18 protein-coding genes, 1 tRNA gene, 2 rRNA genes and 2 pseudogenes (1 of these 23 running past the window's edge) are annotated in these 25,473 nt (G+C 56.1%); 9 read left to right on the forward strand and 14 right to left on the reverse strand.

The window, feature by feature from the left end:
* The 3 genes from L0Z65_RS15470 to L0Z65_RS15480 all read left to right on the forward strand — a co-directional run.
* Positions 1-1,171: ribosomal RNA gene (locus L0Z65_RS15470) — 23S ribosomal RNA — on the forward strand; it begins 1,657 nt to the left of the window's first position.
* A 118-nt stretch (positions 1,172-1,289) separates the two neighbouring features.
* Positions 1,290-1,404: ribosomal RNA gene (gene rrf / locus L0Z65_RS15475) — 5S ribosomal RNA — on the forward strand.
* Positions 1,405-1,550: 146 nt separating this feature from the next.
* Positions 1,551-1,627: transfer RNA gene (locus tag L0Z65_RS15480), tRNA-Met, on the forward strand.
* A gap of 160 nt (positions 1,628-1,787) precedes the next feature.
* On the opposite strand, the gene L0Z65_RS15485 is transcribed toward L0Z65_RS15480, so the two are convergent.
* Positions 1,788-2,708, reverse strand: coding sequence for a LysR family transcriptional regulator (locus tag L0Z65_RS15485; RefSeq protein WP_405109017.1), 921 nt, complete (start codon positions 2,706-2,708; stop codon positions 1,788-1,790).
* 227 nt (positions 2,709-2,935) lie between these two features.
* On the opposite strand from L0Z65_RS15485, the gene L0Z65_RS15490 reads away from it, so the two are divergent.
* The 5 genes from L0Z65_RS15490 (at position 2,936) to speB (ending at position 8,602) form a co-directional block, all read left to right on the forward strand.
* Entirely contained in the window at positions 2,936-3,844 is a 909-nt protein-coding gene (locus L0Z65_RS15490) for a glycine betaine ABC transporter substrate-binding protein (protein WP_405112583.1), read from the forward strand.
* A 114-nt stretch (positions 3,845-3,958) separates the two neighbouring features.
* Positions 3,959-5,011, forward strand: coding sequence for a glycine betaine/L-proline ABC transporter ATP-binding protein (locus L0Z65_RS15495; RefSeq protein WP_102896127.1), 1,053 nt, complete (start codon positions 3,959-3,961; stop codon positions 5,009-5,011).
* Positions 5,008-6,582: a proline/glycine betaine ABC transporter permease gene (locus L0Z65_RS15500; RefSeq protein WP_102896128.1), complete on the forward strand. Its 1,575-nt coding sequence runs from the start codon at positions 5,008-5,010 to the stop codon at positions 6,580-6,582. The genes L0Z65_RS15495 and L0Z65_RS15500 overlap by 4 nt, the downstream gene beginning before the upstream one ends.
* Before the next feature lie 50 nt (positions 6,583-6,632).
* Positions 6,633-7,622 carry an arginase family protein gene (locus tag L0Z65_RS15505; protein ID WP_096872766.1) on the forward strand — a complete coding sequence of 330 codons (990 nt, stop codon included), beginning with the start codon at positions 6,633-6,635 and terminating at the stop codon, positions 7,620-7,622.
* A 5-nt stretch (positions 7,623-7,627) separates the two neighbouring features.
* Positions 7,628-8,602 carry an agmatinase gene (gene speB / locus L0Z65_RS15510; RefSeq protein ID WP_405109022.1) on the forward strand — a complete coding sequence of 325 codons (975 nt, stop codon included), beginning with the start codon at positions 7,628-7,630 and terminating at the stop codon, positions 8,600-8,602.
* 21 nt (positions 8,603-8,623) lie between these two features.
* Here the strand turns inward: speB and L0Z65_RS15515 are convergent.
* From L0Z65_RS15515 to hmgA, 13 genes and pseudogenes are all read right to left on the reverse strand, one after another.
* Positions 8,624-12,006, reverse strand: a pseudogene (locus L0Z65_RS15515) (error-prone DNA polymerase).
* The gene (locus tag L0Z65_RS15520; protein ID WP_405109025.1) at positions 12,003-13,481 is read right to left on the reverse strand and encodes a DNA polymerase Y family protein; all 1,479 of its coding nucleotides are present in this window, start codon (positions 13,479-13,481) and stop codon (positions 12,003-12,005) included. The pseudogene L0Z65_RS15515 and the gene L0Z65_RS15520 overlap by 4 nt, the downstream one beginning before the upstream one ends.
* Positions 13,423-13,977, reverse strand: a complete 555-nt coding sequence (locus tag L0Z65_RS15525; RefSeq protein WP_405109028.1) for an ImuA family protein — start codon at positions 13,975-13,977, stop codon at positions 13,423-13,425. The genes L0Z65_RS15520 and L0Z65_RS15525 overlap by 59 nt, the downstream gene beginning before the upstream one ends.
* A gap of 149 nt (positions 13,978-14,126) precedes the next feature.
* A complete protein-coding gene (locus L0Z65_RS15530) occupies positions 14,127-15,677 on the reverse strand; it encodes a cryptochrome/photolyase family protein (protein ID WP_405109030.1) in 1,551 nt (516 codons plus the stop codon).
* A gap of 148 nt (positions 15,678-15,825) precedes the next feature.
* A pseudogene (hemN, locus tag L0Z65_RS15535) lies at positions 15,826-17,182 on the reverse strand (oxygen-independent coproporphyrinogen III oxidase).
* A 52-nt stretch (positions 17,183-17,234) separates the two neighbouring features.
* Entirely contained in the window at positions 17,235-17,930 is a 696-nt protein-coding gene (locus L0Z65_RS15540; RefSeq protein ID WP_405109033.1) for an NnrU family protein, read from the reverse strand.
* Between the two features lie 53 nt (positions 17,931-17,983).
* The gene (gene maiA / locus L0Z65_RS15545; RefSeq protein WP_405109036.1) at positions 17,984-18,661 is read right to left on the reverse strand and encodes a maleylacetoacetate isomerase; all 678 of its coding nucleotides are present in this window, start codon (positions 18,659-18,661) and stop codon (positions 17,984-17,986) included.
* Between the two features lie 51 nt (positions 18,662-18,712).
* Complete coding sequence (locus tag L0Z65_RS15550; RefSeq protein ID WP_040176127.1) at positions 18,713-19,255, reverse strand: VOC family protein; 543 nt, start codon at positions 19,253-19,255, stop codon at positions 18,713-18,715.
* Entirely contained in the window at positions 19,252-19,482 is a 231-nt protein-coding gene (locus tag L0Z65_RS15555; RefSeq protein ID WP_405109039.1) for a DUF2783 domain-containing protein, read from the reverse strand. Before L0Z65_RS15555 ends, L0Z65_RS15550 begins: the two co-directional genes overlap by 4 nt.
* Positions 19,479-21,098 carry an FAD-dependent oxidoreductase gene (locus L0Z65_RS15560; RefSeq protein ID WP_405109042.1) on the reverse strand — a complete coding sequence of 540 codons (1,620 nt, stop codon included), beginning with the start codon at positions 21,096-21,098 and terminating at the stop codon, positions 19,479-19,481. The genes L0Z65_RS15555 and L0Z65_RS15560 overlap by 4 nt, the downstream gene beginning before the upstream one ends.
* A 155-nt stretch (positions 21,099-21,253) precedes the next feature.
* Positions 21,254-22,204, reverse strand: a complete 951-nt coding sequence (locus L0Z65_RS15565; RefSeq protein ID WP_102896147.1) for an MBL fold metallo-hydrolase — start codon at positions 22,202-22,204, stop codon at positions 21,254-21,256.
* 11 nt (positions 22,205-22,215) lie between these two features.
* Positions 22,216-23,472, reverse strand: a complete 1,257-nt coding sequence (gene fahA / locus L0Z65_RS15570; RefSeq protein WP_405109045.1) for a fumarylacetoacetase — start codon at positions 23,470-23,472, stop codon at positions 22,216-22,218.
* A gap of 107 nt (positions 23,473-23,579) precedes the next feature.
* Positions 23,580-24,941, reverse strand: a complete 1,362-nt coding sequence (gene hmgA / locus L0Z65_RS15575) for a homogentisate 1,2-dioxygenase (protein ID WP_096872754.1) — start codon at positions 24,939-24,941, stop codon at positions 23,580-23,582.
* A gap of 72 nt (positions 24,942-25,013) precedes the next feature.
* Here hmgA and L0Z65_RS15580 point away from each other — a divergent pair, with 72 nt between their 5' ends.
* Positions 25,014-25,454: a MarR family winged helix-turn-helix transcriptional regulator gene (locus L0Z65_RS15580; protein WP_040176139.1), complete on the forward strand. Its 441-nt coding sequence runs from the start codon at positions 25,014-25,016 to the stop codon at positions 25,452-25,454.
* Positions 25,455-25,473: the final 19 nt, after the last annotated feature.

The raw sequence follows: 25,473 nt of genomic DNA on the forward strand, positions 1-25,473 counted from the left end.
AGTTCGCGAGAAGGAGGCCCGGTTCCAAGGCAACTTGGAGCTGGGGGCACAAACCAGGGGGTGGCGACTGTTTATTAAAAACACAGGGCTCTGCGAAGTCGCAAGACGACGTATAGGGTCTGACGCCTGCCCGGTGCCTGAAGGTTAAAAGGAGGGGTGAGAGCTCCGAATTGAAGCCCAGGTAAACGGCGGCCGTAACTATAACGGTCCTAAGGTAGCGAAATTCCTTGTCGGGTAAGTTCCGACCTGCACGAATGGCGTAACGACTTCCCCGCTGTCTCCAACATCGACTCAGCGAAATTGAATTGCCTGTCAAGATGCAGGCTTCCCGCGGTTAGACGGAAAGACCCCGTGCACCTTTACTACAGCTTCGCACTGGCATCAGGATTGTGATGTGCAGGATAGGTGGTAGGCATCGAAACCGGAACGCTAGTTCCGGTGGAGCCTCCCTTGAGATACCACCCTTCGCACTCTTGATGTCTAACCGCGGTCCGTTATCCGGATCCGGGACCCTGCGTGGCGGGTAGTTTGACTGGGGCGGTCGCCTCCTAAAGCGTAACGGAGGCGCGCGAAGGTTGGCTCAGAGCGGTCGGAAATCGCTCGTTGAGTGCAATGGCAGAAGCCAGCCTGACTGCGAGACTGACAAGTCGAGCAGAGACGAAAGTCGGCCATAGTGATCCGGTGGTCCCAAGTGGGAGGGCCATCGCTCAACGGATAAAAGGTACGCCGGGGATAACAGGCTGATACTGCCCAAGAGTCCATATCGACGGCAGTGTTTGGCACCTCGATGTCGGCTCATCTCATCCTGGGGCTGGAGCAGGTCCCAAGGGTACGGCTGTTCGCCGTTTAAAGAGGTACGTGAGCTGGGTTTAGAACGTCGTGAGACAGTTCGGTCCCTATCTGCCGTGGGTGTAGGATACTTGAGAGGAGTTGCCCCTAGTACGAGAGGACCGGGGTGAACGATCCACTGGTGGACCTGTTGTTGCGCCAGCAGCAGTGCAGGGTAGCTATGATCGGACAGGATAACCGCTGAAGGCATCTAAGCGGGAAGCCCCCCTCAAAACAAGGTATCCCTGAGGGCCGAGGTAGACCACCTCGTCAATAGGCCGGAGATGTAAGTGCAGCAATGCATTCAGTTGACCGGTACTAATCGCCCGATAGGCTTGATCTGTTCCAGTAACAGTCAGTGACACAAGAACCAAAAGCAAAACACAAAACTTGGACTTCATGTCGATTGTATCTCCGCGACGTCTCAAAACCCAAACGTCGCGAATATGGATTTTCCTCGGTTTGGTGGTCATAGCGCAAGTGAAACACCCGGTCCCATCCCGAACCCGGAAGTTAAGCACTGTTGCGCCGATGGTACTGCGTCTTAAGGCGTGGGAGAGTAGGTCACCGCCAAACCTAGAAAAATCCATAAACACAAACGATACCAATAAAATATACCTTCAGACACAAACATCTGAAGACACAGACGCTCAGTCACAACACGCGTGATCAAGCAGCGGCAGCCTCAGGCAACAAAACGCAATGAGGAAAAACTATACTGTCGCGGGATGGAGCAGCCCGGTAGCTCGTCAGGCTCATAACCTGAAGGTCGTAGGTTCAAATCCTACTCCCGCAACCAATATTACCAAAACATAACACATACTTACAGCCGCCTCCGGGCGGCTTCCTGCGTTTGGGACAAGCCCGCTGAAAGCACTACGGATGTAAACAGAGCCAAGAGAGGCCCTATGCTGCACCAAATCCAACCCGCAGCGCGTCCAGCAAACCGGCAGTTATGATCATCTAGGTTGCTCTGCACCTGCTTCTTCTAAAAGTATCTCGAGAAAAGTTCGTCCGACGTGGTTCAGCTTGGCGCCCCTGCGAACAGCGGTTTGAACTGTTACGGGGCGGTCAAACCCACCATTTGCAATATTCTTCATTCGTCCACCCGCAACCCAGTCCTTGGCGAAGTATGATGGTAGATAGCCGACGTATCGGTCTGTCAGTATCAGCAGCGCGATCGCTTCCATTTGATGGCCGATTGCGTTTGAGGGCAGATGGCGGGTTTTAGGAGCGACGGTATCCTCATTTAGATAGGCGCGCTTGGCAAACAGTGACTTGCGTAGCTGTTTTTCCTGCTCTTCCGGGCAGTCTATGGTAAACAGCGGGTGCCCGGAACCACAATAGAGGCAAACGGTCTCTTTGCAGATATCGTTGTAGACCAATCCAGGCTTCGGGGAATGGAAAGGGCCGATTCCGATTGGAACTTTGCCGTCAAGCACCGCGAATTCAATGTCATTTGGGGCGAGAGAGTGTAGTTCAATCTTTACATCCGGTGCCATCGCTGTGAACTTTGACAGCGAGCGCACGATTGGAGCCGAGTTATTTGAAGCCCAGTTTTCGATGACACCCAATGCGAGATGACCGAAAAGACGGCCGCGCGATCCGTCAACGGTCTCCTGAAATTCCCCGAGTGCTCCGAACAATTTCTGCGCTGCTTGGTAGACTGTGTCTCCCTTTTCGGTAACGCGAAAACCGGTTCTGCCCCGGTCGCACAGGCGCATCCCAAGCCTGGTTTCCAATTCCGATATCTGCCTGGAGATCGTAGAGGTTGCCACGTTGAGTACGACCTGGGCATTTGAAAAACCTTCAGCATCTACAACGACGCAGAACACCCGTAACAGATGAATATCGACCTTTGAAACCTGCCTTGCAACCATAGCTACTCCAATGACTGCGTCATTGAGGCCATCTTGTTTGTAATATTGTGCAAGTTCAATCCCGATTATTGTAATTTAATGCACTTGGAAAGCAGGCACATTAACCTTTGGAGAGGTCCTGCCTGTGAAGGCAAGGCGGATCAGCTCTGATGGAAGGTATCAACAATAAGAACAACGACAACTTGGAGAGTGAAATGAAGAGACTAGCGACTTGGACGACGAGCGCGGTGTTGGCTACGCTTGGAACAGGTGCTTTAGCCGCCGATATGGTCATTGGTGTGCCAAACTGGCCATCGGTTCGCGTAACGGCGAATGTTCTCAAGATCGTGCTTGAGGATAATCTTGGCCTTGATGTTGAACTGCAAAACGGCAGCAATCCGATCGTCTTTGAAGCTATGGACTCCGGGGCCATGCAGGTCCACCCAGAAGTCTGGTTGCCAAACCAGGCTAATCTTCACAACACGTTCGTGAAGGAAAAGGGCACTGTTGCCATGAACCCGAATGGCATACCGGCAGATCAGGCCATGTGTGTCACCAAAGGCACCGCTGAACGCACCGGCATCAAGGCGCTGTCTGAGCTGAGTGATCCCGATATGGCGGCCAATTTCGACAGTGATGGCGATGGAATGGGAGAAATCTGGATCGGTGCCGCAGGTTGGGCGTCAACCAATGTCGAGAAAATCCGTGCCAAATCCTACGGGTACGATCAGACAATGACGCTTAAGGAAATGGATGAGACCTTGGCACTCGCTGAGGTTGATGCCGCGACTGATCAAAACACCAATGTGGTGTTCTTCTGCTATACGCCGCACCACATGTTCCAGCTGTATGATCTGGTCCAGTTGGAAGAACCGCCGCACGACCCTGCAAAGTGGAATGTCGCGCAGCCCACTGATGATCCGAATTGGCTGGAGAACTCCTCTGCGGCGATGGCCTGGGACAAGGCTTACCTGCATATCCACTATCAGGCCGCCATGGACGAAAGCGCGGCCGCAGTTCTGTCCAAGGTTAACCTGACCTCCGATCAAGTGTCAGCGATGGTCTATGCCTTGATCGTTGACGAAATGGATGCGGAGGTGTTTGCCCGCAAATGGGTTGAAGAGAACGCGGACCAGGTTGACAGCTGGCTGAACTGATTTCTGTTCTTCGTCACTTGCGCCCCCGCGCGAATCTTTGACGGGCGGGGGTGGTTCTCTGTGCGGTGCTCTTCTTGGTCTGCATAGCCCAATATATCCAACAGGTTGATATCTATGAACGATGACGCAGTCATACGTCTGGACGGAGTATGGAAAGTTTTTGGCGAGCGCGCCGAGGAAGCAATGGAGGCGATCCAACACCGAAATCTGAGCAAGGCCGAAGTGCTGGGTGAATTTGGGTGCGTGATCGGCATCGCAGATTGCTCCTTCGAGGTGCAGAAGGGCGAGATTTTCTGTGTCATGGGGCTGTCAGGTTCTGGCAAGTCCACCATGGTGCGACACATCAACCGGCTGATTGAACCCACTGCGGGCGATATTCAGGTTCTGGGCCGGGATGTACTGGCACTCAACGCCGAAGAACTGCGCGAGATGCGCGCAGTCAATTTGGGAATGGTTTTTCAGCATATGGCGCTGCTGCCGCATCGCACGGTGCGTGACAATGTGGCGTTTCCCTTGCAGATCCGAGGAGAATCCAAATCTCGTCGCTGGGAGGTTTCACAGCGCTGCCTGGAACGGGTGGACCTGCAAGGATACGAAGATCGCTTTCCACGTGAGTTGTCAGGCGGCATGCAGCAAAGGGTGGGCCTGGCCCGTGCGTTGGCCTCTGACCCTGACGTTTTGCTGATGGATGAGCCGTTTTCGGCCTTGGACCCACTCATTCGCAGACAGTTGCAGGATCAGTTCATGGCGCTATCGGCGGAACTGGGAAAAACCACAGTGTTTATTACCCATGATCTGGACGAAGCGATCCGTATTGGTACGCGGATCGCCATTATGAAAGATGGGCGTATCGTTCAGATCGGCACGCCTGAGGAAATCGTAACTGAGCCTGCTGACGACTACGTGAGAGACTTCGTTGAGGGGATTTCGAAGCTCAAGTTGGTTTTTGCCCATTCAATCATGGTGCCGCTGGCAGAGTATCAGACAAAAGACTGGGAAGATCTGGCGGTCAGCCCGCGCGCAGCACACTCGACGGATTTGGATATGTTGATTGATATCTCGACAGCCACTGAGCAACCAATCGTCATCACATCGGATGATGGAACGGATGTGGGTGTCATTGATAAGCCAACTCTTCTCAAAGGTATCCAAGGGGGCAAAGCATGACCGATACAGGATTGGAAAGTGGCCCCAATGCCAACAGCACGACGGTCGCTGATTTTGTCGAGCGGAACACCAGTTACTACACTGGGGCGTTTAAAAAAATTCAAGATACGACTGGTTTCGCATGGTCATGGAACACAATGGCGGCGGTGTTCGGGCCACTCTGGGGCGCGGCGCGCGGGGTTTGGGGTTTTTTCTGGATCTTTCTTGTTCTGGAGCTGTTTGCGCTGGTTCAGATAGGACGAGGGCTCTGGGGGGAACTTGGTGCCGACCAACTTGCCAAACTTGAGCGTGCTTTAGGGAATATCGCAAAACGTGAGGCACAGGCCGCTGAGTTGCTTGCTGCGGGAGATGCAGCCGGGGCTGACGCGAAACTGAAGATCGCAGAGAATCTGAAGAAAGTTGCCGCAAGGGCGCAAGAACAGGCTGATTTGGCAGCAGCGGAGGCAACCACCATTCTGTTGGTTGGCGTGGCGATTCTGACCTTGGTGAAGCTGCTCGAAGGGCTTTATGCTAATATTGCCTATGAGGCGCATTACCTGAAGTGGCGGGCGGATCAGGACAGTCAGCAGGTCGGTTTAAAAACATCCAGTACCGTTTTCGGTGCGATCATGATGCTGGCAATCATGCCACTTACGCTGTTGCGGTTCACGGTACGGGCACCGGATGAGATTTTGGCCAGCCTCACCGGTGGGTTTGTCGGTGAGACGATTCCGGTAACGGAGTTCCCAATCCAGCGTGAGTATTTCTCAGCCTTGTCTCGGAAAGGGGATGCTGCATTCGATTGGGCTGCGGCGAATTTTTCGAATACCTTTGATGGCATTACAGCGGCAATCCGTTGGTGTCTGGACGGGTTGGAAACCCTGCTGTTACAGACACCATGGCCCGTCGTTATGCTGGTGATTGTGGTCATGGCCTACCGTCTGGCAGGTCCACGGATCGCGATATTTACAGCAGCGTCATTGGCCTATCTTGCGTTTATGGGCCTGTGGGAATTGTCGATGATCACAGTAGCGCTGATCGGGGCTGGGGCGATGCTGTGCATCATTATCGGGGTGCCATTTGGTATCTGGTTCGGCAAATCAAAACGCGCTTACGCTGTCGCTGAGCCGGTTCTGGACTTTATGCAGACCATGCCGGCATTCGTTTATCTCATTCCTATCATTGCGTTTTTTGGTACTGGTAAGCCGCCAGGTGTGTTGGCTACGCTGATCTTCGCGATGCCGCCGGTGATCCGGTTGACGGCATTAGGAATGCGCGGCGTACCCGACGCGACGAAGGAAGCGGCAATCGCTTTCGGATGTTCCCGCCGCCAGTTGCTGTTCAACGTTGAGTTGCCGCTTGCACTTCCGTCCATCATGACCGGGATCAATCAGACCATTTTGATGTCGCTGTCGATGGTGGTGATCGCGTCCCTTATCGGTGCTGATGGTTTGGGGGCACTTATCCTTGAATCGCTGCAATACGCAGCCAAGGGGCAGGGCCTTTTGGGCGGCCTCGCGATTTTGCTTTGTGCGATGGTGATCGATCGGATTGCGCAGGGCAGCTACCGCAAGAAAGTCGGTGAAAACTGACTCTGGACCCATTTTGACATTGCATGACAGTCGTTGTGAAAGGAGCCCCGATGTCGGATCCGCATCTGAATGCGATGATGGAAAACCTCTATTGGTGGGGTATCCCGACCTTATTCCGTTGTCCAAACCTGCCCGTTGATGGTCAGGATATTGCATTGGTCGGCGTGCCTCACTCTGCAGGCAATGGAACCACAGAGCGTGATCAGCATCTTGGCCCGCGCGCCCTTCGCAACGTGTCATCAGTACAGCGGCGTATGCACAGTGGCTTTCAGCTGGATCCCTGGAATGCTGCGAAGATTGTTGATCTGGGCGATGTACCATTTCCGAAGGCCAACGATAATGAAGACTGTATTGATCAGATCACCAGTTTCTATCAGCAGATCGACAAGGCAGGCGCGCGGCCAGTCTCTGTGGGTGGGGATCATTCGATCACCGGGGGGATCGTTCAGGCGCTTGGGTGCGGGGCGATTACAAAAGGTGAGCCGATTTGCTTTCTGCATCTCGATGCCCACACCGATGTCTTCACCAAAGTAGACCACTTCCTGGGAGCGAAGAAGTCTGCGGCCCATTGGGGGGCTTATCTGGCGGATCAGGGTAAGGTTGATCCAGCCCATTCCATGCAGATCGGTATAAGAGGCCATGCCCGGACGCTCGACTGGCTGCAGCCATCCTATGAGTACGGCTACAATGTTGTGACGATGAGAGATTTCAGAAGGCGAGGTCTGGCTGACGTCGTGGCGCAGATTACCGAGGTGCTTGCTGGCCGCCCTGTCTATATTACATTCGATCTGGACTGTCTGGACCCGACGATTGCACCGGGAGTTTCCAATATCGAGGCTGGTGAGAAGGGGTTCGACATTGATGAGGCTGTGGGTTTGCTACATGCGGCGCGCGGCATGAATATTGTCGGCGGGGATATCGTTTGCATGATGCCAACCAAAGATAGCCCCAATCAGATAACCGCGCTGACTGCGGGTGCCATCATGTTCGAAATCATCTCAATGATAGCTGAAAATCATTCATCCCAACGAGAGGCCTAGATTTTATGGCGTCCTTGCCTACAGATTTCTTTCATCCAGTATCCGGGATGGAGATGCCCCGGTTTGCCGGTTTGCCAACCTTTATGCGGCTGCCACATGTGACCCTAGATGATCCGATCATTGATCAGGTGCAACTGGGCTTGGTTGGGGTGCCTTGGGATGCCGGAACAACCAACCGGCCGGGTCCGCGCCATGGTCCGCGACAGCTGCGCGACCTTTCGACCATGATCCGGGCCGGGAACCCGGTGACAGGCATCAATCCTTTTTCGATGATCAATTGCGCAGACCTTGGCGATGTCGCGCCCAACCCGGTTGATATCATCGACTGTATGGAGCGGATCAGCGCTTTCTACGCGGATCTGAAATCTCGCGACATCTTTGCGCTGACTGTCGGTGGTGATCACCTCGTATCATTACCTGTCCTGCGGGGATTGGCTAGCGACGCGCCGGTGGGTCTCATTCAGTTTGATAGTCATACCGACCTCTTTGACAGCTATTTTGGCGGAAACAAATATACTCATGGCACCCCCTTTCGCCGTGCAATCGAAGAAGGATTGGTCGATCCGAAGCGGATGGTGCAGATCGGTATCCGAGGCACTGCTTACAACACCGAAGATGTCGAATGGGGGCAGGCACAGGGTGTGAGAATCATCCGAATTGAGGAATTTTTCGATCGCGGCGTCTCGGACGTCATGCGTGAAGTTCGAGAGATTGTCGGTGACCAGCCGACGTACTGCACATATGATATCGATTTCGTTGATCCAGCTTTCGCACCTGGCACGGGGACACCTGAGGTTGGTGGGCCGAACAGCTTTCAGGCCCTGCAGGTGGTGCGTGAGCTCGCAGGCATTCAGCTTGTGGGTGCCGATCTGGTGGAAGTGTCGCCTCCGTTTGACACAAACGGAAACACCGCGTGGCTTGGGGCGTCGATCCTATTTGAGATGCTCTGTGTCTGTGCCGGAGCGATTTCGCGACGATGAGCTGCTACGAAAGAGGTGTTTCTAATGAAAATCCCGGCTGGGGAAGAGGCGCTTGGCCTGATCTCTCGGATGCATCGCACGGGCGGGATATCTGGTCCGTTTAGGCGTGTCGTCGGCGCGGGGCCCCTCGGACTGAATCGCACCGTCCAGCGGGTGGCCTAGCTCCGATAATCTGACAGATTCATCCTCAATATTTTGTGCGATGACGTGGACGACGGCGCCCTCTCGCTGAAGGTACCCGGTTACGCATAAGAGGCGTCCACCCATGACAATGCGCCGAAAGCGTTCGTATATCTTTTTCCAAACCACAACGTTGCAAACGCCTGTTTCGTCTTCAAGGGTCAGAAATATAACGCCAGAAGCAGTTCCCGGTCGTTGCCTCGTGATGACAAGACCGCCTACCGAGACGCGCTGCAGGGGAGCCTTTATCAGTTGGTCATTGCAGGTCAGACCAGGAAGGGTTGGGCGTAGCAGCTCCATTGGGTGTGCCCGCAAGCTCAGGCGCATGGACACATAGTCTTCGACGACTTCTTCCCCTAGGTGCATTCTTGGCAGCATGACATCCGGTTCGTTAATGGCCTCGCCGTCCAATTGATCGTTGAACAGGGGTAACGGTGCTGGTGTCGTGATGGACTTCACCTGCCAAAGTGCGTCCCGCCGCGAGATGCCCATCGACGAAAAGGCGTCAGCTTCTGCCAAACGTTCCAGTGCTGTGGGCGCCAGACCTGCACGTAGCCAGAGATGTTCGGGGTCAATATAGCCATTCCCGCGCGCTGCAATGATCCAGCCTGCGTCATCTTCCTTGAAGCCTTTAATCTGGCGAAATCCCAGACGTAGAGCCAAGGTACCATCCGGGCGACGCTCAAGTGAGTTGTCCCATTGGGACTGGTTTACACAGATTGGGCGCACCTCGATGCCATGATCACGCACATCACGGACAATCTGTGCCGGTGCATAGAATCCCATGGGCTGAGAGTTGAGCAGAGCACAGGCAAAAATGGCCGGATGATGACATTTCAACCAAGCTGAGACATAGGCCAGCATAGCAAAGGCTGCGGCATGGCTTTCCGGAAAACCGTAATCGGCAAATCCCTCGATTTGACCGAAACATCGTTCTGCGATTTCTCTACTGTAGTTGTTCTTAAGCATACCTGCGATGAACTTGTCGCGATATTTGCCGATCGTTCCCATACGCCGAAACGAGGCGAGAGATCTGCGCAGATGGTCGGCCTCTTCCGCTGAAAACCCCGCGCCCACAACCGCAATTTGCAAGGCTTGCTCTTGAAACAGGGGCACCCCCTCGGTGCGTCTGGTAACCTGTTCCAGTTCAGGCCCGAAGGGATCTGATTTTTCCAAACCGTTCCGCCTTCGGATGTAGGGCCTGACCATATCTCCCTGAATAGGGCCGGGGCGGACGATGGCGACCTCGATAACCAGGTCATAGAATTTGCGCGGGCGCATCCGGGGCAAAAAATTCATCTGTGCCCGGCTTTCGACCTGAAATACCCCCACCGCATCTGCCGCACAGAGCATGTCGTATGTCGCGTCATCTTTCTGTGGGATGGTCGCGATGCTGTGAGTGATGTTCTCATGTTGCTGCATCAAGGCAAATGCCTTGCGAAGACAGGTGAGCATGCCCAATGCAAGAATATCCACCTTGAGAATGCGCAGGGCATCAATATCATCTTTGTCCCAACAGATGACGGTGCGATCTTCCATCGCGGCATTCTCAATCGGGGCCAGTTCATCCAGTCGTCCGCTTGTTATGACAAAACCACCCACGTGCTGGGAAAGATGGCGCGGGAAGCCGATGATCTCGCCGATTAGGCGAATGGTCTGCATCAGGCGACGGTCTTCAAGATTGAGCCCCAATTCTTGGATGCGCTCCAGATCGACACTGCCATTGCTCATGCCCCAAATCTGTCCTGACAGACCTGCCGTTACATCTTGGCTAAGCCCCATCACCTTCCCAACCTCGCGAATGGCAGCCCGCGTGCGAAAGTGGATAACTGTCGCGCAGAGGCCCGCACGGTGGCGACCGTATTTCTGGTAAATCCACTGGATGACTTCTTCGCGCCGCTCATGTTCGAAATCCACATCAATGTCTGGTGGCTCTCCTCGGTGTTTTGAGACAAAGCGCTCAAAAACCATGGCGATCATATCGGGGCTGACATCTGTAATACCTAAGAGATAGCAAAGGATGGAATTGGCCGCAGACCCGCGCCCCTGGCACAGTATGCCTTTGGACTTGGCGAATTGTACGATGTCGTGAACGGTCAGAAAATAGGCTGGAAATTCGAGATCTTTGACTGCTGACAGTTCCTTTTCCATCAGCTTTATTGCGCGATCCGGCGGGCCATCCGGATAGCGCCGCTTTAGCCCTTCTTGTGCGAGACGCTCCAAACGGTCCTGCGGTGTTTCCCCTTCTGCCTCCTCATGGGGGTACTCATAGGACAGCTCGCTCAGATCGAAATTACATCTGTTGGCAATTTCCGCAGTGCGACGTAGCGCGGCAGGATGATCACGAAAAATGCGTGCCATATCTGCACCGGCCTTCAGACGGCGCTCCGCGTTGGGTAAAGCCCGGCTCCGATATCGTCAATGTTGATATTTTCACGCATGCAGGTCAGCACATCTGCAAGTTGCCTGCGGTTGGCCCGGTGCATCAGCACATCGCCGACGGCAACCATTGGAGCACATGTCGTCTGCGCTAATTTTGCACAAGCCGCCAGATAAGCCTGATCGCTTCCGTCATAGCGAGGGGTCGCGCCTAGGAACACATGGTTCGGAAATTGCCTTTCTATCTTCTGAATATCCGAAGCAGCGTTGCCTAACGTCTCTTTGGGTAGGGCAATCAGGATCATACCTTTGCAGGCGTCCATCATGTCCTCAGCATAAAGAAGACATTGCCCTTTTTCAGCGCGCCGTTTTCCTAAGGTGAGCAGACGTGCCAGTCTTTTGTAGGCGGAACGATCACAGGGCAGGGCAATCCAATCCACAGCACAGTTTTGTAATATCAGACGGCAGCCAACGATGAGCTTTGGGAAGATGGGTGTCGTGGGTTTGGGAAGAGCGGATGTATGCCCGATCTCTTGCCGGGATGACGAGTCGACCTGGTGCTGTGATCGGATCTTCAATGCGTCTTGGGGGTCGCGTTTCAGTTCTTTTAGCGCACTCCAGGCACGAACAACCCCCGCAAGTGAGTTGTGGTCTGTAATCGCAAGTGCCGAGAGGCCCAACTCTGCCGCCCGTACGATAAGTTCTTCGGGGTGAGAGGCACCGGTTAAAAAGGTGAAATTCGTGGTGACACAAAGCTCCGCATAATCCGGCGCATCAATGTGTTTGGCCAACATCTCGCGCTGGAATGTTTCGACAGGGCGGTGGGTTCTGTTCACTTCAATCATGCGAATTCTCCCTGAACGAACCACCCAGGGTTCTGAGGTGTATAAAATAGCCAGAGGCGTCTCCCCTGGGTCGTCTCCACTCTCCAATAATCGCGCATACCGGACCGCCAGTTGTCGTCTTCCATCCACCATTCGGGAGTGATGCGTTCAGGGCCGATCATGTGGCCTGTGGTCAATGAAATCCGACGCCAACGGAAATGGTTTGGGGGATAGGGGCCCCTGCCCGCAATCGGTTCGGGTGGAAATAGGCAGAGCGGGCGTGGGGTTTTACACATCCAGCCACTGGCTGCGTCTGAATAGGCCGCCGGTGAAACGATGAAACTACGCTCCGGAATATGGCTGTCAGCGGGTAGAAAGCGCTGAATGTTCTCGAGTCCGATCCGTGTTCCGATCCGCGTGATCAGGTCATCCAACCGGTCTTCGCCGTCACCTGCGACGTGAGACATTTGTTGCGTCGGCAAGGCTTCTGTCTGGGTTGCTTCGAGGCGCAGTTGATCAATGCCAAAGCCTGCATCCATTTCAGCCAACCCCTTTTCAAACAGGGGCAGAATCCTCTGGGGATCACGCAAGGCGCGGGCCAGACGTAATTCCACCTCTTGTTGATCCAGATCTACGCGCCGCAGTGTAATGACAAAGATGCGCGCACCCATTTCATGGGTTTTCAATTTGGCACAGAGCTGTGTCAGCAACCTTTCCGCACCGGCCATGACATCACTGAGAAGACCGATTGGCTCTGGCAATGTCATACGGACCCCGTAGTGAGGTGGAGCTACCAATGGAGTGATTTCTTCAGCTTGGTGGCCCAAAGCCTGATCAAGCCTCATCAATACATTGGCTCCAAAACGGCGGGCCAGCGGGGCGCGAGGCGTTGTTGCGAGATCTCCAATCTTACGCAGGCCCACTCTGACCAGCGCTGTTGTTGTTTTCTCATCAAGACGCAGGGCTGCAACGGGCAGGTGCTGAAGAGCGGGCAACATATCCCCGGTTGCAGCCTGCCCCTCGCCGTAATGCGCCAGGGCCCAAGCCGCCCCGCGTGTGTCAGCCAGGCCGATCTGCGCGGATAGACCGGCCCGCATCAAACCGCTACGGATAGCATTCAAGATACCGGTTTCCCCCCCGAAAAGATGGGAGGACCCACTGATATCGAGCACTAAACCATCGCGCCCCTCTAGGCCCACCCACGGGCAATAGCGGGTGGCCCAGCGGCGCAGGAGCAGCAAAAACTGTTGGTCCCGGTAAATGTCCGCTTCTGCTGTTTGAAGGTCTGGACAAAAGGCACGGGCATCTGAGTGGGCCATGCCCTGATGCAAACCTTGTCGCGTGGCTTCTGCATTGAGGCAATAGAGGCGGTTTGTGTTGCTGTGTTTGATCGTAAGCGCAAAAGGACCGGACAGCGGGTACTGCCGAAGAAACCGGTCACTCGCGAACCGGTGAAACCATATCGACACGACGCGACGCGCGATTCCATCGAACATGCCAAGATCCATTTGTTCCTGATTTGTTCTTAATAAGTCTCCAGTGAAAATGAGTCGAGTCTTGTGCCTGAAATATTGGATCGCAGCGCCAGCGAGTTTCGGCAGCATTGCTTCCCATGCCTTCGGGAATAAGGCAAAGCCCGGTGGTGTTTCCGGCCTTCGCTGCAAGCTGGAGCCGTCGACCAGCGGTCAGACTGAGTGGTTTGCTGATGTCGATCACGACCAGAGCGACTGCGCGTTCCTGCAGCGCCTCTTCTGCACTGGCGAGGCCGTCGGCCTGATGCTTCACATTTACGACCAACAGTTGAGACGGGTCTGTAAACTCCCCCAAACCTAGCGGATTAATATGCTCCAGACGATGGCTCTCGCGTATCCATAATGTCGGACCGCGAACCTGTGCCATCAAAACAGCAAGAAACCCAAAGCTGCCCGGACCGCACACCTCATGAACGCGTCCGCGTTTGAGAGGAAAATAGGGAAGGTCCAAAGAGGTCATAATCGATTTATATCGCGTTCCGCAGTTATGCAAAAGCCAGAGCCCGACAGGAAGTCACGCCAGACGCCATACGCAGGAGAAAACTTGTTTCACGGAGCGACAGGTTGCGCCAGGAATGCCTTCCTTCCAGAATAGGGTGAAACCCCCAATTAGAGACTGTCTATAACCTTCTCCGCGCTTATGAGATACTCCTGTTGCTTCTCCGCGGACATTCTGTCCCAGGTTCGATAGGGCTGCATCAGGCGCGGGTTCTTTGACAGTTTCTCACGGTTGCGGATCAGGAAATCCCAATAAAGCGGATTGAACGGGCAGGCTTTGGGGCCGGTTTTCTGTTTCACGTCATAGGCACATGTCGTGCAGTAGTTCGACATCTTGTTGATATAATTGCCGCTGGCGGCATAGGGTTTGGAGCCTAAGAGGCCGCCATCGGCGAATTGGCTCATACCGATGACATTTGGGGCTTCGACCCATTCATAGGCGTCGGCATAGACGGCCAGATACCATTCGTGGACCTGATGCGGGTCTATCCCTGCCAGCATTGCGAAATTTCCGGTGACCATCAGGCGCTGAATATGATGGGCATAGGCTTCGTCTTGGGTCTGGGTGATGGCGGCGGCCATACAGGCCATCTTGGTCTCTCCGCTCCAATAAAACTCCGGCAGATCTCGCCCTGCGCCGAGGGCATTTTCGGAGGTGTATCCAGGCATCTTCAGCCAGTAGATCCCGCGCATGTACTCGCGCCAGCCGATAATCTGGCGAATGAAGCCTTCAACCGCGTTGAGGGGGGCATGGCCCTCATAAAAAGCGCGTTCGGCCCGGCGGCAGACCTCAAGCGGATTGAGCAAGCCGATATTGATGTATTGAGACAACAGGGAGTGATAGAGAAACGGCTCTCCGTCCAGCATCGCATCCTGATAATCCCCAAACAGCGGGAGCGCCGCATCAATAAAATGATCAAGTGCCTTGAGAGCCGCTGCCCGGGTGACCGCGAACCAAAACGGTGTCAGCCGCCCGAAATTGCTGGGAAACCTGTGTTCCACCAATTCCAACACGTCTTGCGTGATACGATCCGGATCGCAGCGCAGCGGCTTGGGCATGAACATGTCGTTCTGCGCCGGTTTGCGGTTCTCTGAGTCATAGTTCCATTTACCACCCTCAGGGGCGTCCCCTTGCATCAACAGGCCGGTTTTGCGCCGCATGTCGCGATAGAAATATTCCATGCGCAGCTGCTTGCGTCCCTCTGCCCAGCTGCGAAACATGTCGTGGCTGGCCAGAAATCGGCTGTCATCCAGCATGGTTATCCTGGCTGGTCCGGACCATGTGTTCAGCGCCTCTTTGAGACGATATTCGCCAGGTTCAGTCACCAGCACTTCGGTTGCGGTGAACTGCTCCAAAGCCCGGTCCAATTCGCCTATAAGGCTGCCGGAATTGTCTGGGTCATCCAGGTAGATATATTGCAGGTTCCAGCCCGCAGCGGTCAGCTCATCCGCAAAGTGCCGCATGGCAGACAAAACAAAAGCGAGCTTTTTCTTGTGATGAGGGACATAGCTCGCCTCCTCTGCGACCTCGGCCATCAACAGGCGGTCTTTTTGAGGATCACCGATCTGGAGTGAGGGGAGATCATGTGACAGCTGATCGCCCAGGATCAGAATGATCCGGCCTGCCTCACGGCTGTCTTGAGGTGTTGTTTGGTTGGTCATGTCCGATGCTCCGCTGACCTGCCAGCAGATAGCGTAACCGGGGATGCTGACAACGCCTGAGCGGCTGAGACATAGTGAGACGCGGCGGATAATCCTTTTTAGAGCCTAATATTCTGAAATCGCGGGGCCTCGCAGTCTTCCTCCCGCCTCAGGAGGCTTGGCTATAGCGCACGCCCTCCGGTTTATGGGCGTCAAATACGCTGGCAATAATCCGGGTCAGCGCGCGGCCTTCGGGCTCAATAGTTAGGGCATCATCCGTCAACGTGACCAGATCGCCATAGGCCGCTGTAACGGCTGTCAGATCTGCGGTCAGCTGTTGGGTCTGTGGCCCGAACCGGTGCTGCAGTTCGCTACGGTCCAAACGGAAGTCGCACATCAGCATCTCGATGGCCCGGGCGCGCATCTTGTCGATCGGAGTGAGCTGATGACCGCGTGTCCCGGCCAGATCGCCCGCTTCGACCCTTTGAATATATGCAGCGGTGGCAGCTGCATTTTGCACGTAGCCCCCGTCGAAACGCGAGATTGAGGAGGCCCCAACACCGATCAGCGTCGGGCAGTGATCATCTGTGTAACCTTGAAAGTTTCGCCGCAGATGTCCGCTATTGCGGGCCAAGTTCAATCCATCCTGCGGTCGTGCAAAATGGTCGATGCCGATATTCGCAAATCCCGCAGATTGGAATTTTTTGGCGGCCAGCTCAGCCAGATGATACCGGGTCTCATCACCAGGCAGGGCAGTATCATCAATCAGCTTCTGCCGTTTGGCCACCCATGGGACATGAGCATATCCGAAAAGAGCGACCCGGTCCGGCGCCAATGTCAGCACCTTGTCTACAGTATCTGCAATGCGCGTGGCATCCTGATGCGGCAGACCGTAGACAAGATCGGTATTCAATGAGTGAATGCCTGCGGCACGCAGATCCGCAACGCAGGCGGCAGCCACGTCAAAAGGCTGGATCCGCCCAATGGCGGTCTGCACTTCAGGATCAAAATCCTGAATACCGATGCTTGCACGGTTCATGCCTTCTTTCGCAAGCGCGGCGATTTTGTCGCGATCCACCATTGTGGGATCGATCTCGACCGAGAATTCCCAATCGGCTGTCGGCGGGATTGCAGATTTTATTGATTGGGCCAGCCGGTGGATGAGGGCTGGAGGCAGAATTGTAGGTGTGCCCCCACCCCAGTGCAGCTAAGCCCATCCGTAGCCCGTCGGGAAGAAACTCAGCGATCAGGGAAAGCTCTTTTTCGACAGTGTCGATATAGCTTTCCACGGGGCTGAGGGTTTGCGTGCCCTGGGTTCGGCAGGCACAGAACCAGCACAACCGCTCACAAAACGGGATGTGGATGTAGACCGAGACAGGCACTGCAGGATCCAGTGACGTCAATTGGGTCTTTTGGAAGGCAGCCCCCACCGCCGTGCTGAACACGGGTGCGGTGGGATAAGACGTGTAACGGGGCACGCGGCTGTCAAAAAGTCCCAGCGCGCGAAGGCGGTCAATCTGTTTCATACCGCCAGATATGACCGATTCCGGGCAGTGTGACTTTGCGCGAAATCAAATGTCAGTAGGGCAGGGGGGAGACACCGATAACCTGCTCATGCAGGTGCAGCGCGCTGACCCAGAGCAGCAGGCCGATGCCAGTGCGCAGCAAGAGACTGCGCAGATGGTGTCGCCGCCAGTTCGGATCAACTATCGGCTTGAGTGAAAACAGGGCGGTGTGGGCAAAATATGCTGCCGCTTCCTGACCGAGGGCCGTTGTTGCCTTGGCGTCGAAGAGCAGGATCGCAGCGCTTGCAAGAAACAAGGAACCGCCAAAGACGATGGCATGAGCCAGATCGCCATTTGCCAGAAGATGTGACAGCGACCAAAGCGCCAAAGCCAACAGGAGCGGATGGCGGCTGAGCGCGGCCCGGCCGGGATCACCCTGTGTCGGATTGGCGGTACGCTTTCCTCCCAGCGTGTAGGGTGTGTCCACCCCCAAGCCCCAGACGGCCAGCACAAAGACTAAGGGCATTGCCAGCATCGGGGCCCAGCGGGCCCAATCAAGCGGCGGCCAGAGTTCAACATAGGGGGCTTGTGCCGCCGCGACGATCACCCAGCCAAACAGTACCAGCGACAAGAGCCCGTAGACCGAGAAATAGATCTTGCGGCCAAGGGATGCGATCAGCCGCCCGCGCAGATCAGCGAGCCGCGGCAGAAAATGACTGACGGTGAACACCATCATAGCGAGGGCGAAGCCGGTCCAATCGTTTGTCATCTATAATGTCCTAACCCGGCGAATACGGTGTGACTGCGCGCGGTTCATTCTGTTTACGTCTGTGGCGGATCTACAGTGTGAACCGCGTCAGGATGCGCCATCGCAAAGGCCGGGTTCTCAGCGCATGTGGCCTCTATCATCATGAGACGCGGCAGATCGTCGAAAGTCACCCCCCAGCGGCGCGCGTTGTAGAGCTGCGGTATGAGGCAGAGATCCGCAAGCCCCGGATGATCGCCGGTGCAATAGGGGGCAACCGGATATTCCTCCAGCAGTGCGTTGAAGGCAACAAGTCCCGGGCGAATGAAATGTCGCATCCAGTCCGCAGGCATGTCGACTGGATGCGCGGCTGGGACGGCAGCAGACCCTGTGCAAAGACCACTGGCATGGCGGGCAACTTTCAGATTGCAGACCGGATGCAGGTCGACGGCGATGGCGTGCGCCAAGGCTTGAGCCAAGGCGCGCTCTGCCGGGGCGCGCGGCAGTAAATCCAGATGCCGTGTCTGGTCAAGATAGTCCAGAATGGCCAGTGACTGTGTCAGCCGCAGTCCGTCGATCTCCAGCACCGGCACCAGGCCTTGGGGGTTGCGGGCCAGATGTTCGGGGCTGGCCTGCTCGCCCTTGACCAAATCGACCGTCACGGCCTCATAGGCGATACCCGCCAAGTTCAGCGCAATGCGGACCCGGTAGCTGGCTGATGATCGCCAGTAGTCGTATAATATGACGTCAGACATTCCGCTTCCCCTACATTGCGCATGTTACAGGCCGCAGTACAGCCCTTTGGCCTAAACGTTGTTCAGCTCCTTAGCATGCAGCCAGTCGGCGTGTTTTGGGGCCTTCTTGGTCTTTGACCAGTCCTCCAGCATGTCCCATTTCACGGCGTTCAGCCGCTGAAGAAGCGCCTCCTCTTCGGGGTCAGGGCAGGCCAGCTCAACCCGATGACCGTTTGGATCGAAGAAATAGATCGAGTGAAAGATGGAGTGGTCGGTCACACCCAGAACCTCAACACCGTTGGCTTCCAGATGCTCTTTGAATTCAATCAGTGTGTCGCGGTCTTTCACTTTGAAGGCGATGTGCTGCACCCAGATCGGTGTGTTGCGGTCACGGTCCATTTCCGGCTTGGTCGGCAGCTCAAAGAAGGCCAGCACGTTGCCGTTGCCCGCATCCATGAAGATATGCATGTAGGGGTCTGGTTCATGGGTTGAGGGGACATGGTCCTCGGCGATCGCCAAGACAAAATCCATGTTCAGCATCGTGTTGTACCACTCTACCGTCTGCTTGGCGTCTTTACAGCGGTAGGCGACATGGTGGATTTGCTCGATTTTCATGTGTCAGTCTCCTCTTGCGGCAGCGCAGCAGCTGCCAGCGCTTGTGTCAGGATTGCGCGTTTCCCAATATGGTTCGCCAGCACCAGAACCAGACGCGCGTTCAGCGCATCGCTTTCGGCTTTGGTCAGTCCCTCATGGGCCGCGAGAAGATCGGCATAGAAATCATCGGCCCTTTCGATGTTCGGGGCCAGAATTAGATTTTCGTGATCGGTATTACGAGCGTTCATGCCGAGGCCTCCTTGCCAATCGCGCGGCGCAGGGCTGCACGGAATTGGTTTTGGTCAAATGCCGGGCGCCGCGCCGCCACATGCTGGTCAGGGCGGATCAGATAGACAGCACTTGTTGCATCACCGAGATAACGTTCGCGCAGGGTTCCGGTCTTGTCATCTTTGGTCGACAGGGCCAGCCGCTTCACCGGGATACCCGCCTCCTCAAAGCTGTCGGGAGCGTCCGCGTCGATGGTCAGCAGGGTAAACTGGTCTGCCAGTTTGGGCAGCAGATATCCGTCCGCTATCGACACATCAGGGCAGGGGCTACCGGGCTTGGTACGCTGAGGCCCATGCAAGGCATCCGCTGAATTCAGCGCCGATCTCTCATAGGTGCAGGGCAGGGACAGGCGCCCCGAATTCACCAACGGCCGGGCAAAGGCGTGATGTTCGGACAGGTCCAGAACTGCGTCCCGCATAATCCGGCTCATTTCCGATTTCGGCGTGATGAAATCGGTGGAACGGGAGGAGTTGAGGATATTTTCATCTGCACCATGAACGCGCTCGCTGTCGTAACTGTCCAGCAGGCTTTCGGGCGCCTTTCCCTCCAGCACCAGTTTCAGTTTCCAGCACAGGTTATCTGTGTCCTGCAAACCGGAATTGGCTCCCCGCGCACCGAATGGTGACACCTGATGTGCAGCATCGCCAGCAAAGAGCACGCGACCGTGACGGAATTTCTCCATCCGGCGGCACTGGAAGGTGTAGATTGAGACCCACTCCAACTCGAATTTCACATCCTCGCCCAGCATCGCCTTAAGCCTTGGGATCACGTTCTCCGGGCGCTTCTCACGCTCCTTGTCGATGTCCCAGCCCAGCTGCAGGTCGATCCGCCAGACACCGTCAGGCTGTTTGTGCAGAAGTGCCGATTGCCCCTTGTTGAAGGGCGGATCAAACCAGAACCAGCGCTCTGTCGGGAAATCCGCATCCATGATCACATCGGCAATCAGGAAGTTGTCCTCAAACACCCGGCCAACAAAATCGAGACCCAGCATCTGCCGGGTTGGCGAGCCCGCGCCATCGCAGGCAATCAGCCAATCCGCCTCAAGATTGTAAGACCCTTCTGGCGTGTCGATCTCCAGCGTGACGTGATCTGCGTGAGTGCCGATGGCAGAGACCTTGTTGCGCCCTCGAATTTCAATCGGGGCCCCGGCAGCCTGAAGCGCATTCGCCCGCTGAACCAGATACTCCTCAAAGTAATATTGCTGCAGATTGATAAAGGCAGGCTGCGCGTGGCCGCTCTCCGGCAGGAGGTTGAATTCATAGACTTTGCGGTCGTCGAAAAACACCTTGCCCAGATTCCACTGCACGCCTTTTTCCACCAGCGGGTCGCAGAAGCCGAGCCGGTCCGCGATTTCAAGACTGCGTTTGGAAAAACAGATGGCCCGACTACCGAAACTGACCTTGTCATTCTCGTCGAGAACCACGACGCCAATCCCCTGTTGGGCGAGATCAATTGCTGCGGCCAGACCCACAGGACCGGCGCCAATCACGATGACCGGGTGGCGCACCGGGGCGCCTGTGTCCTGATCTTCGCTACGCTGATAGGGATACATGGGAACTTCAAAGATCTTGTTCATCTGGTTTCCTCCCAAAAATACATGCCGTAGGGCAAAGCTCTCCCATGTACCGGCAAAGGCTGCCGGTATCGGATAAGAGCCTGTCATAGGTTGCCCCGGCAGGACACGATCTGGATCAAATCCCCCCAGATGATGTCTCTGCCGGGGTGTGGATCTTAGTCCTGAAGCGCGTCCCACATCTCCAGATCGCGCTGGGCGGTCCAGATGCGCGGGGTATCAACGCCGCGGGCCTCATCATAGGCGCGCGCCACATTGAAGGGCAGGCAATGCTCATAGATCGCGTAGTCCGCGAACTTCGGATCACATTCGGCCCGCACGGCGTCCCAGGCCTCTTTCAAGGTGCCGTTCCTGGCCGCCACTTTGGCGGCGGGGCGGTAGGTGCTCTCAACGAAATCGCGGGTGTTCTCAATGGCTGCGTTGACCATCTCCTTGCCCACCAGCGCATCACCGCGGCCGGGTGCGATGGCATCCACGTCGTAGGCTTTGATATTGTCGAGCGTGTCGCCCCAATCGCTGAAATGCCCGTCACCGCAGTAGCAGGCGGAGTGGTATTCAACGATGTCGCCGGTGAACATGACGTTTTGGTCCGGCACATGGATCACAGCATCACCCGCGGTATGAGCGCGGCCCAAATGTTTGATATCAACGCGGCGGTTGCCGAGGTAGACAGTCATGGAATCGCTGAAGGTGGTGGTCGGCCAGGTCAGGCCGGGGATGCTCTCATGGCCTTCGAACAGACGCGGAAAGCGCTGGAACTCACTGTCCCAGTCCTCCTGCCCGCGTTCGACCACCATCGAACGTGCCTTATCCGACATGATGATGTTCTGCGCGCCAAAGGCCGATGCGCCCAGCACGCGGACAGCATGATAATGCGTCAGCACCACATGAGTGATCGGCTTGTCGGTCACGGATCGCACGCATTCGATCACCTTATTTGCCAGCCGCGGGGTGGCCTGCGCCTCCACGATCATCACAGAGTCATCGCCGATGATGACGCCGGAGTTCGGGTCGCCTTCGGCGGTGAAGGCATAGAGGCCTTCGCCGATTTCATCGAAGGTGATCTTCTTTTCGCTCATGTCCCCTTGGGACGCAAAAGCCTTTGCCATGGTGGTCTTCCTTATCTTGCGTAGGGGTCTTCAAGTGCGGCCAGAACAGTGCCGGTGCAGTCGCCAAAGCCAATGGTATAACCATCGCCCTTCGCCGCGCCCTTCAGGGTCAGCGTATCGCCATCAGCGATGAAGGACCGCTCCTCGCCAGTGTCCAGCGTCAGCGGCTCCTTGCCGCCCCAGCTGAGTTCCAGGAGCGAGCCGCGGCTGTCTTTGGTTGGGCCGGAAATGGTGCCAGATCCCAAAAGATCGCCTGCGTTCATCGGGCAGCCGGAGGTGGCGTGATGTGCCAGCTGCTGCGCGGCGGAGTAGTACATTTCCTTGTAGTTGGTCCGCGCGATGGTGGTTGCGTCCTTGCCCTGTGGCGCCATGGTGACTTCTAGGTCGATGTCATAAAGCATCGGCCCGCAGTCCTTCAGGTGATCCAGCAATTCCACCTCGCGCTCTGGTGTGTTGCAGCGAAACGGTTCCAGCGCCGGTTTGGTCACGATCCAGGGGCTGATTGTGTTGGCCGTTGCCTTGGCCTGAAACGGACCCAGTGGCTGATATTCCCAGGCTTGAATATCACGTGCAGACCAGTCGTTCAGCAACACGTAGCCAAAGATATGATCGTCTGCTTCCTGAACGGTGATCGGGCCTTCAGACGGCGTACCGACGATGGCGCCCATCTCCAGCTCGATGTCGAACCGCGCGCAAGGCGCCCACCGCGGCGCGGCATCGTTCGGTCCCTTCAGCTGGCCCCAGGGGCGGCGCACATCGGTGCCGGACACCACAACCGAGGACGCGCGACCGTTATAGCCGATGGGGATGTGCAGCCAGTTCGGCGGCAGGGCGTTTTCGGGGCCGCGGAACATGGTGCCGACATTGAAGGCGTGGTTCTTACCTGCATAAAAGTCAGTGTATTCGCTGACTGCAAACGGCATGTGCAACTCCGCACCGGCTGCCGGAACCAGCAGGGGCTCCAGCTTTTCCTGCTCGGCAGCGCCGTCGGACAACAGCGCAGTCAGCCGTTCGCGCAGCGCGGCCCAGACGGCCGGGCCTTCCTCCATCAGATCATTCCAATAAGGCACGTCAAACAGCGGCGCATCGCCCAGCTGGATCAGTCCGGCTTCCTCGGCGGCCTGCATATCCAGGATCATGTCTCCGATCGCAACACCGCAGCGGGGATCATCACCGTCAACAGAGAACACCCCATAGGGCAGGTTGTTCAGCGGGAAGGGGTGGGTCGCACTATTGGCAGAGGAGACCCAGGATTTTTTCAAAGGCATGCGTGATCCTTTTGTTTGAGAGCCGCTGCTCCCGTCATCTTTCCCGAAATACTCCGGGGGGTGAATGCGGCCCTCAGGGCCGCAGAGGGGGCAGCGCCCCCCTTTGCTTATTTTTTGCCCGGGGTGCCGTCGAATTTCTTTTCGATGTCAGCCCAGCAATCTATGTAGTCATCCTGCAGCGGTGCCTCATTGGCGGCAAATGGCGTCAGATGCTGCGGGAAACGGGTCTCGAACATGAAGGACATGGTGTTGTCCAACTTTTCCGGACCCAGGTTTGCGTTGGATGCGCCTTCAAATGCGTTTCTGTCCGGGCCATGCGGCAGCATCATATTGTGCAGGCTGACACCACCGGGGACGAAGCCCTGTGGCTTGGCGTCATACTGACCATAGATATTGCCCATCAGCTCGGACATGATGTTCTTGTGATACCACGGCGGGCGGAAGGTATCTTCTGCCACCATCCAGCGTTCCCGGAACAACACGAAATCGATATTTGCGGTGCCGGGCTGGCCCGATGGGGCCGTCAGCACAGTAAAGATTGACGGATCCGGGTGGTCAAACAGGATGGCCCCAACCGGACAGTAGGTCCGCAGGTCATATTTCATTGGCGCGTAGTTGCCGTGCCAGGCCACCACATCCAGCGGTGAGTGACCGATCTTGGTCTCGTGAAACTGGCCACACCACTTGATGGTGACGGTGGATGGCGTCTCGCGGTCCTCAAACGCCGCCACCGGCGCCTTAAAATCGCGCGGATTGGCCATGCAGTTGGCGCCGATCGGGCCACGGCCAGGCAATTCAAACTTCTGCCCGTAGTTTTCGCAGACAAAGCCACGACAGGGGCCGTCCAGCACTTCGACCCGGTAGACCAGCCCGCGTGGGATGATGGCGATTTCCTGGGGCTCGAGATCAATGATGCCCAGCTCAGTCGCAAACCGCAGCCGCCCTTCCTGTGGAACCACCAGCAATTCGGAATCAGCGGAATAGAAATAGCTGTCCACCATCGAGTCGGTGACCAGATAGACATGGCTCGCCATGCCGACCTGGGTGTTCACATCACCTGCCGTGGTCATGGTGCGCATGCCCGTGAGCCAGGTCAGCCCCTCTGTGCCATGGGGCACCGGATCCCAGCGGTACTGACCGAGGCTGATCACATCCGGGTCCACATTCGGGGCAGACTTCCAATAGGGCAGATCAATTTTGGTGTAGCGATGAGAGTGTTTTACCGAGGGGCGAATGCGATAGCACCAGGTGCGCTCATTCTGGTGGCTTGGGGCGGTAAAGGCGGTGCCACTCAGCTGTTCACCATAGAGACCGTAGTTGCATTTCTGCGGGCTGTTCATGCCTTGCGGCAGGGCGCCGGGCAACGCTTCTGTTTCAAAGTCATTGCCAAATCCGGGCATATAGCCCGCGTGAGGCCCGGCAAGAGACGGGGCCTGGATCATTTCATGGGCATCGACTTTGTGATTCATGACGCGCTCCTTTTGGTGTTCTCTGTTTCGGTAATAGTTGATTTTGTAACTAACAAGGGATAGCTCTGCCCTATGGATGAAAAAGATGACTTCGCGTTACAGGATTTCTTGCCGTATCTGCTCAACCGGGCGGCGGAGGAATCCTCGCTTGAGTTTCAAAAGCACTACAAGAACCGCTATGGAATGCTGCGCAATGAATGGCGGGTGCTGTTTCACTTGGGCAATTACGGCCGCATGACAGCAACCGAGATTGGCCAGCGTGCCAAGATACACAAGACGAAGATCAGCCGGGCGGTTGCGAAACTGGCGGAACGTCGTTTTGTGCTACGTCATCGCGACGAGAAAGATCGTCGTGCCGAGCACCTGGAACTTACGTCGCAAGGTGAGGCCGCTTACCGGGACCTGAGTACGCAGGCTGCGATCTATGATCGTCAACTCGCGGGGCGGCTTAGCGACGGGGAAAGTGCGGCGCTGCGCGACATGTTGCGCAAACTTGCAGGAATTGAGCCATAGACATCGCCGGGTTGAGGCC

The sequence above is a fragment of the Phaeobacter sp. BS52 genome (assembly GCF_045040595.1).
Classification (GTDB): domain Bacteria; phylum Pseudomonadota; class Alphaproteobacteria; order Rhodobacterales; family Rhodobacteraceae; genus Phaeobacter; species Phaeobacter piscinae.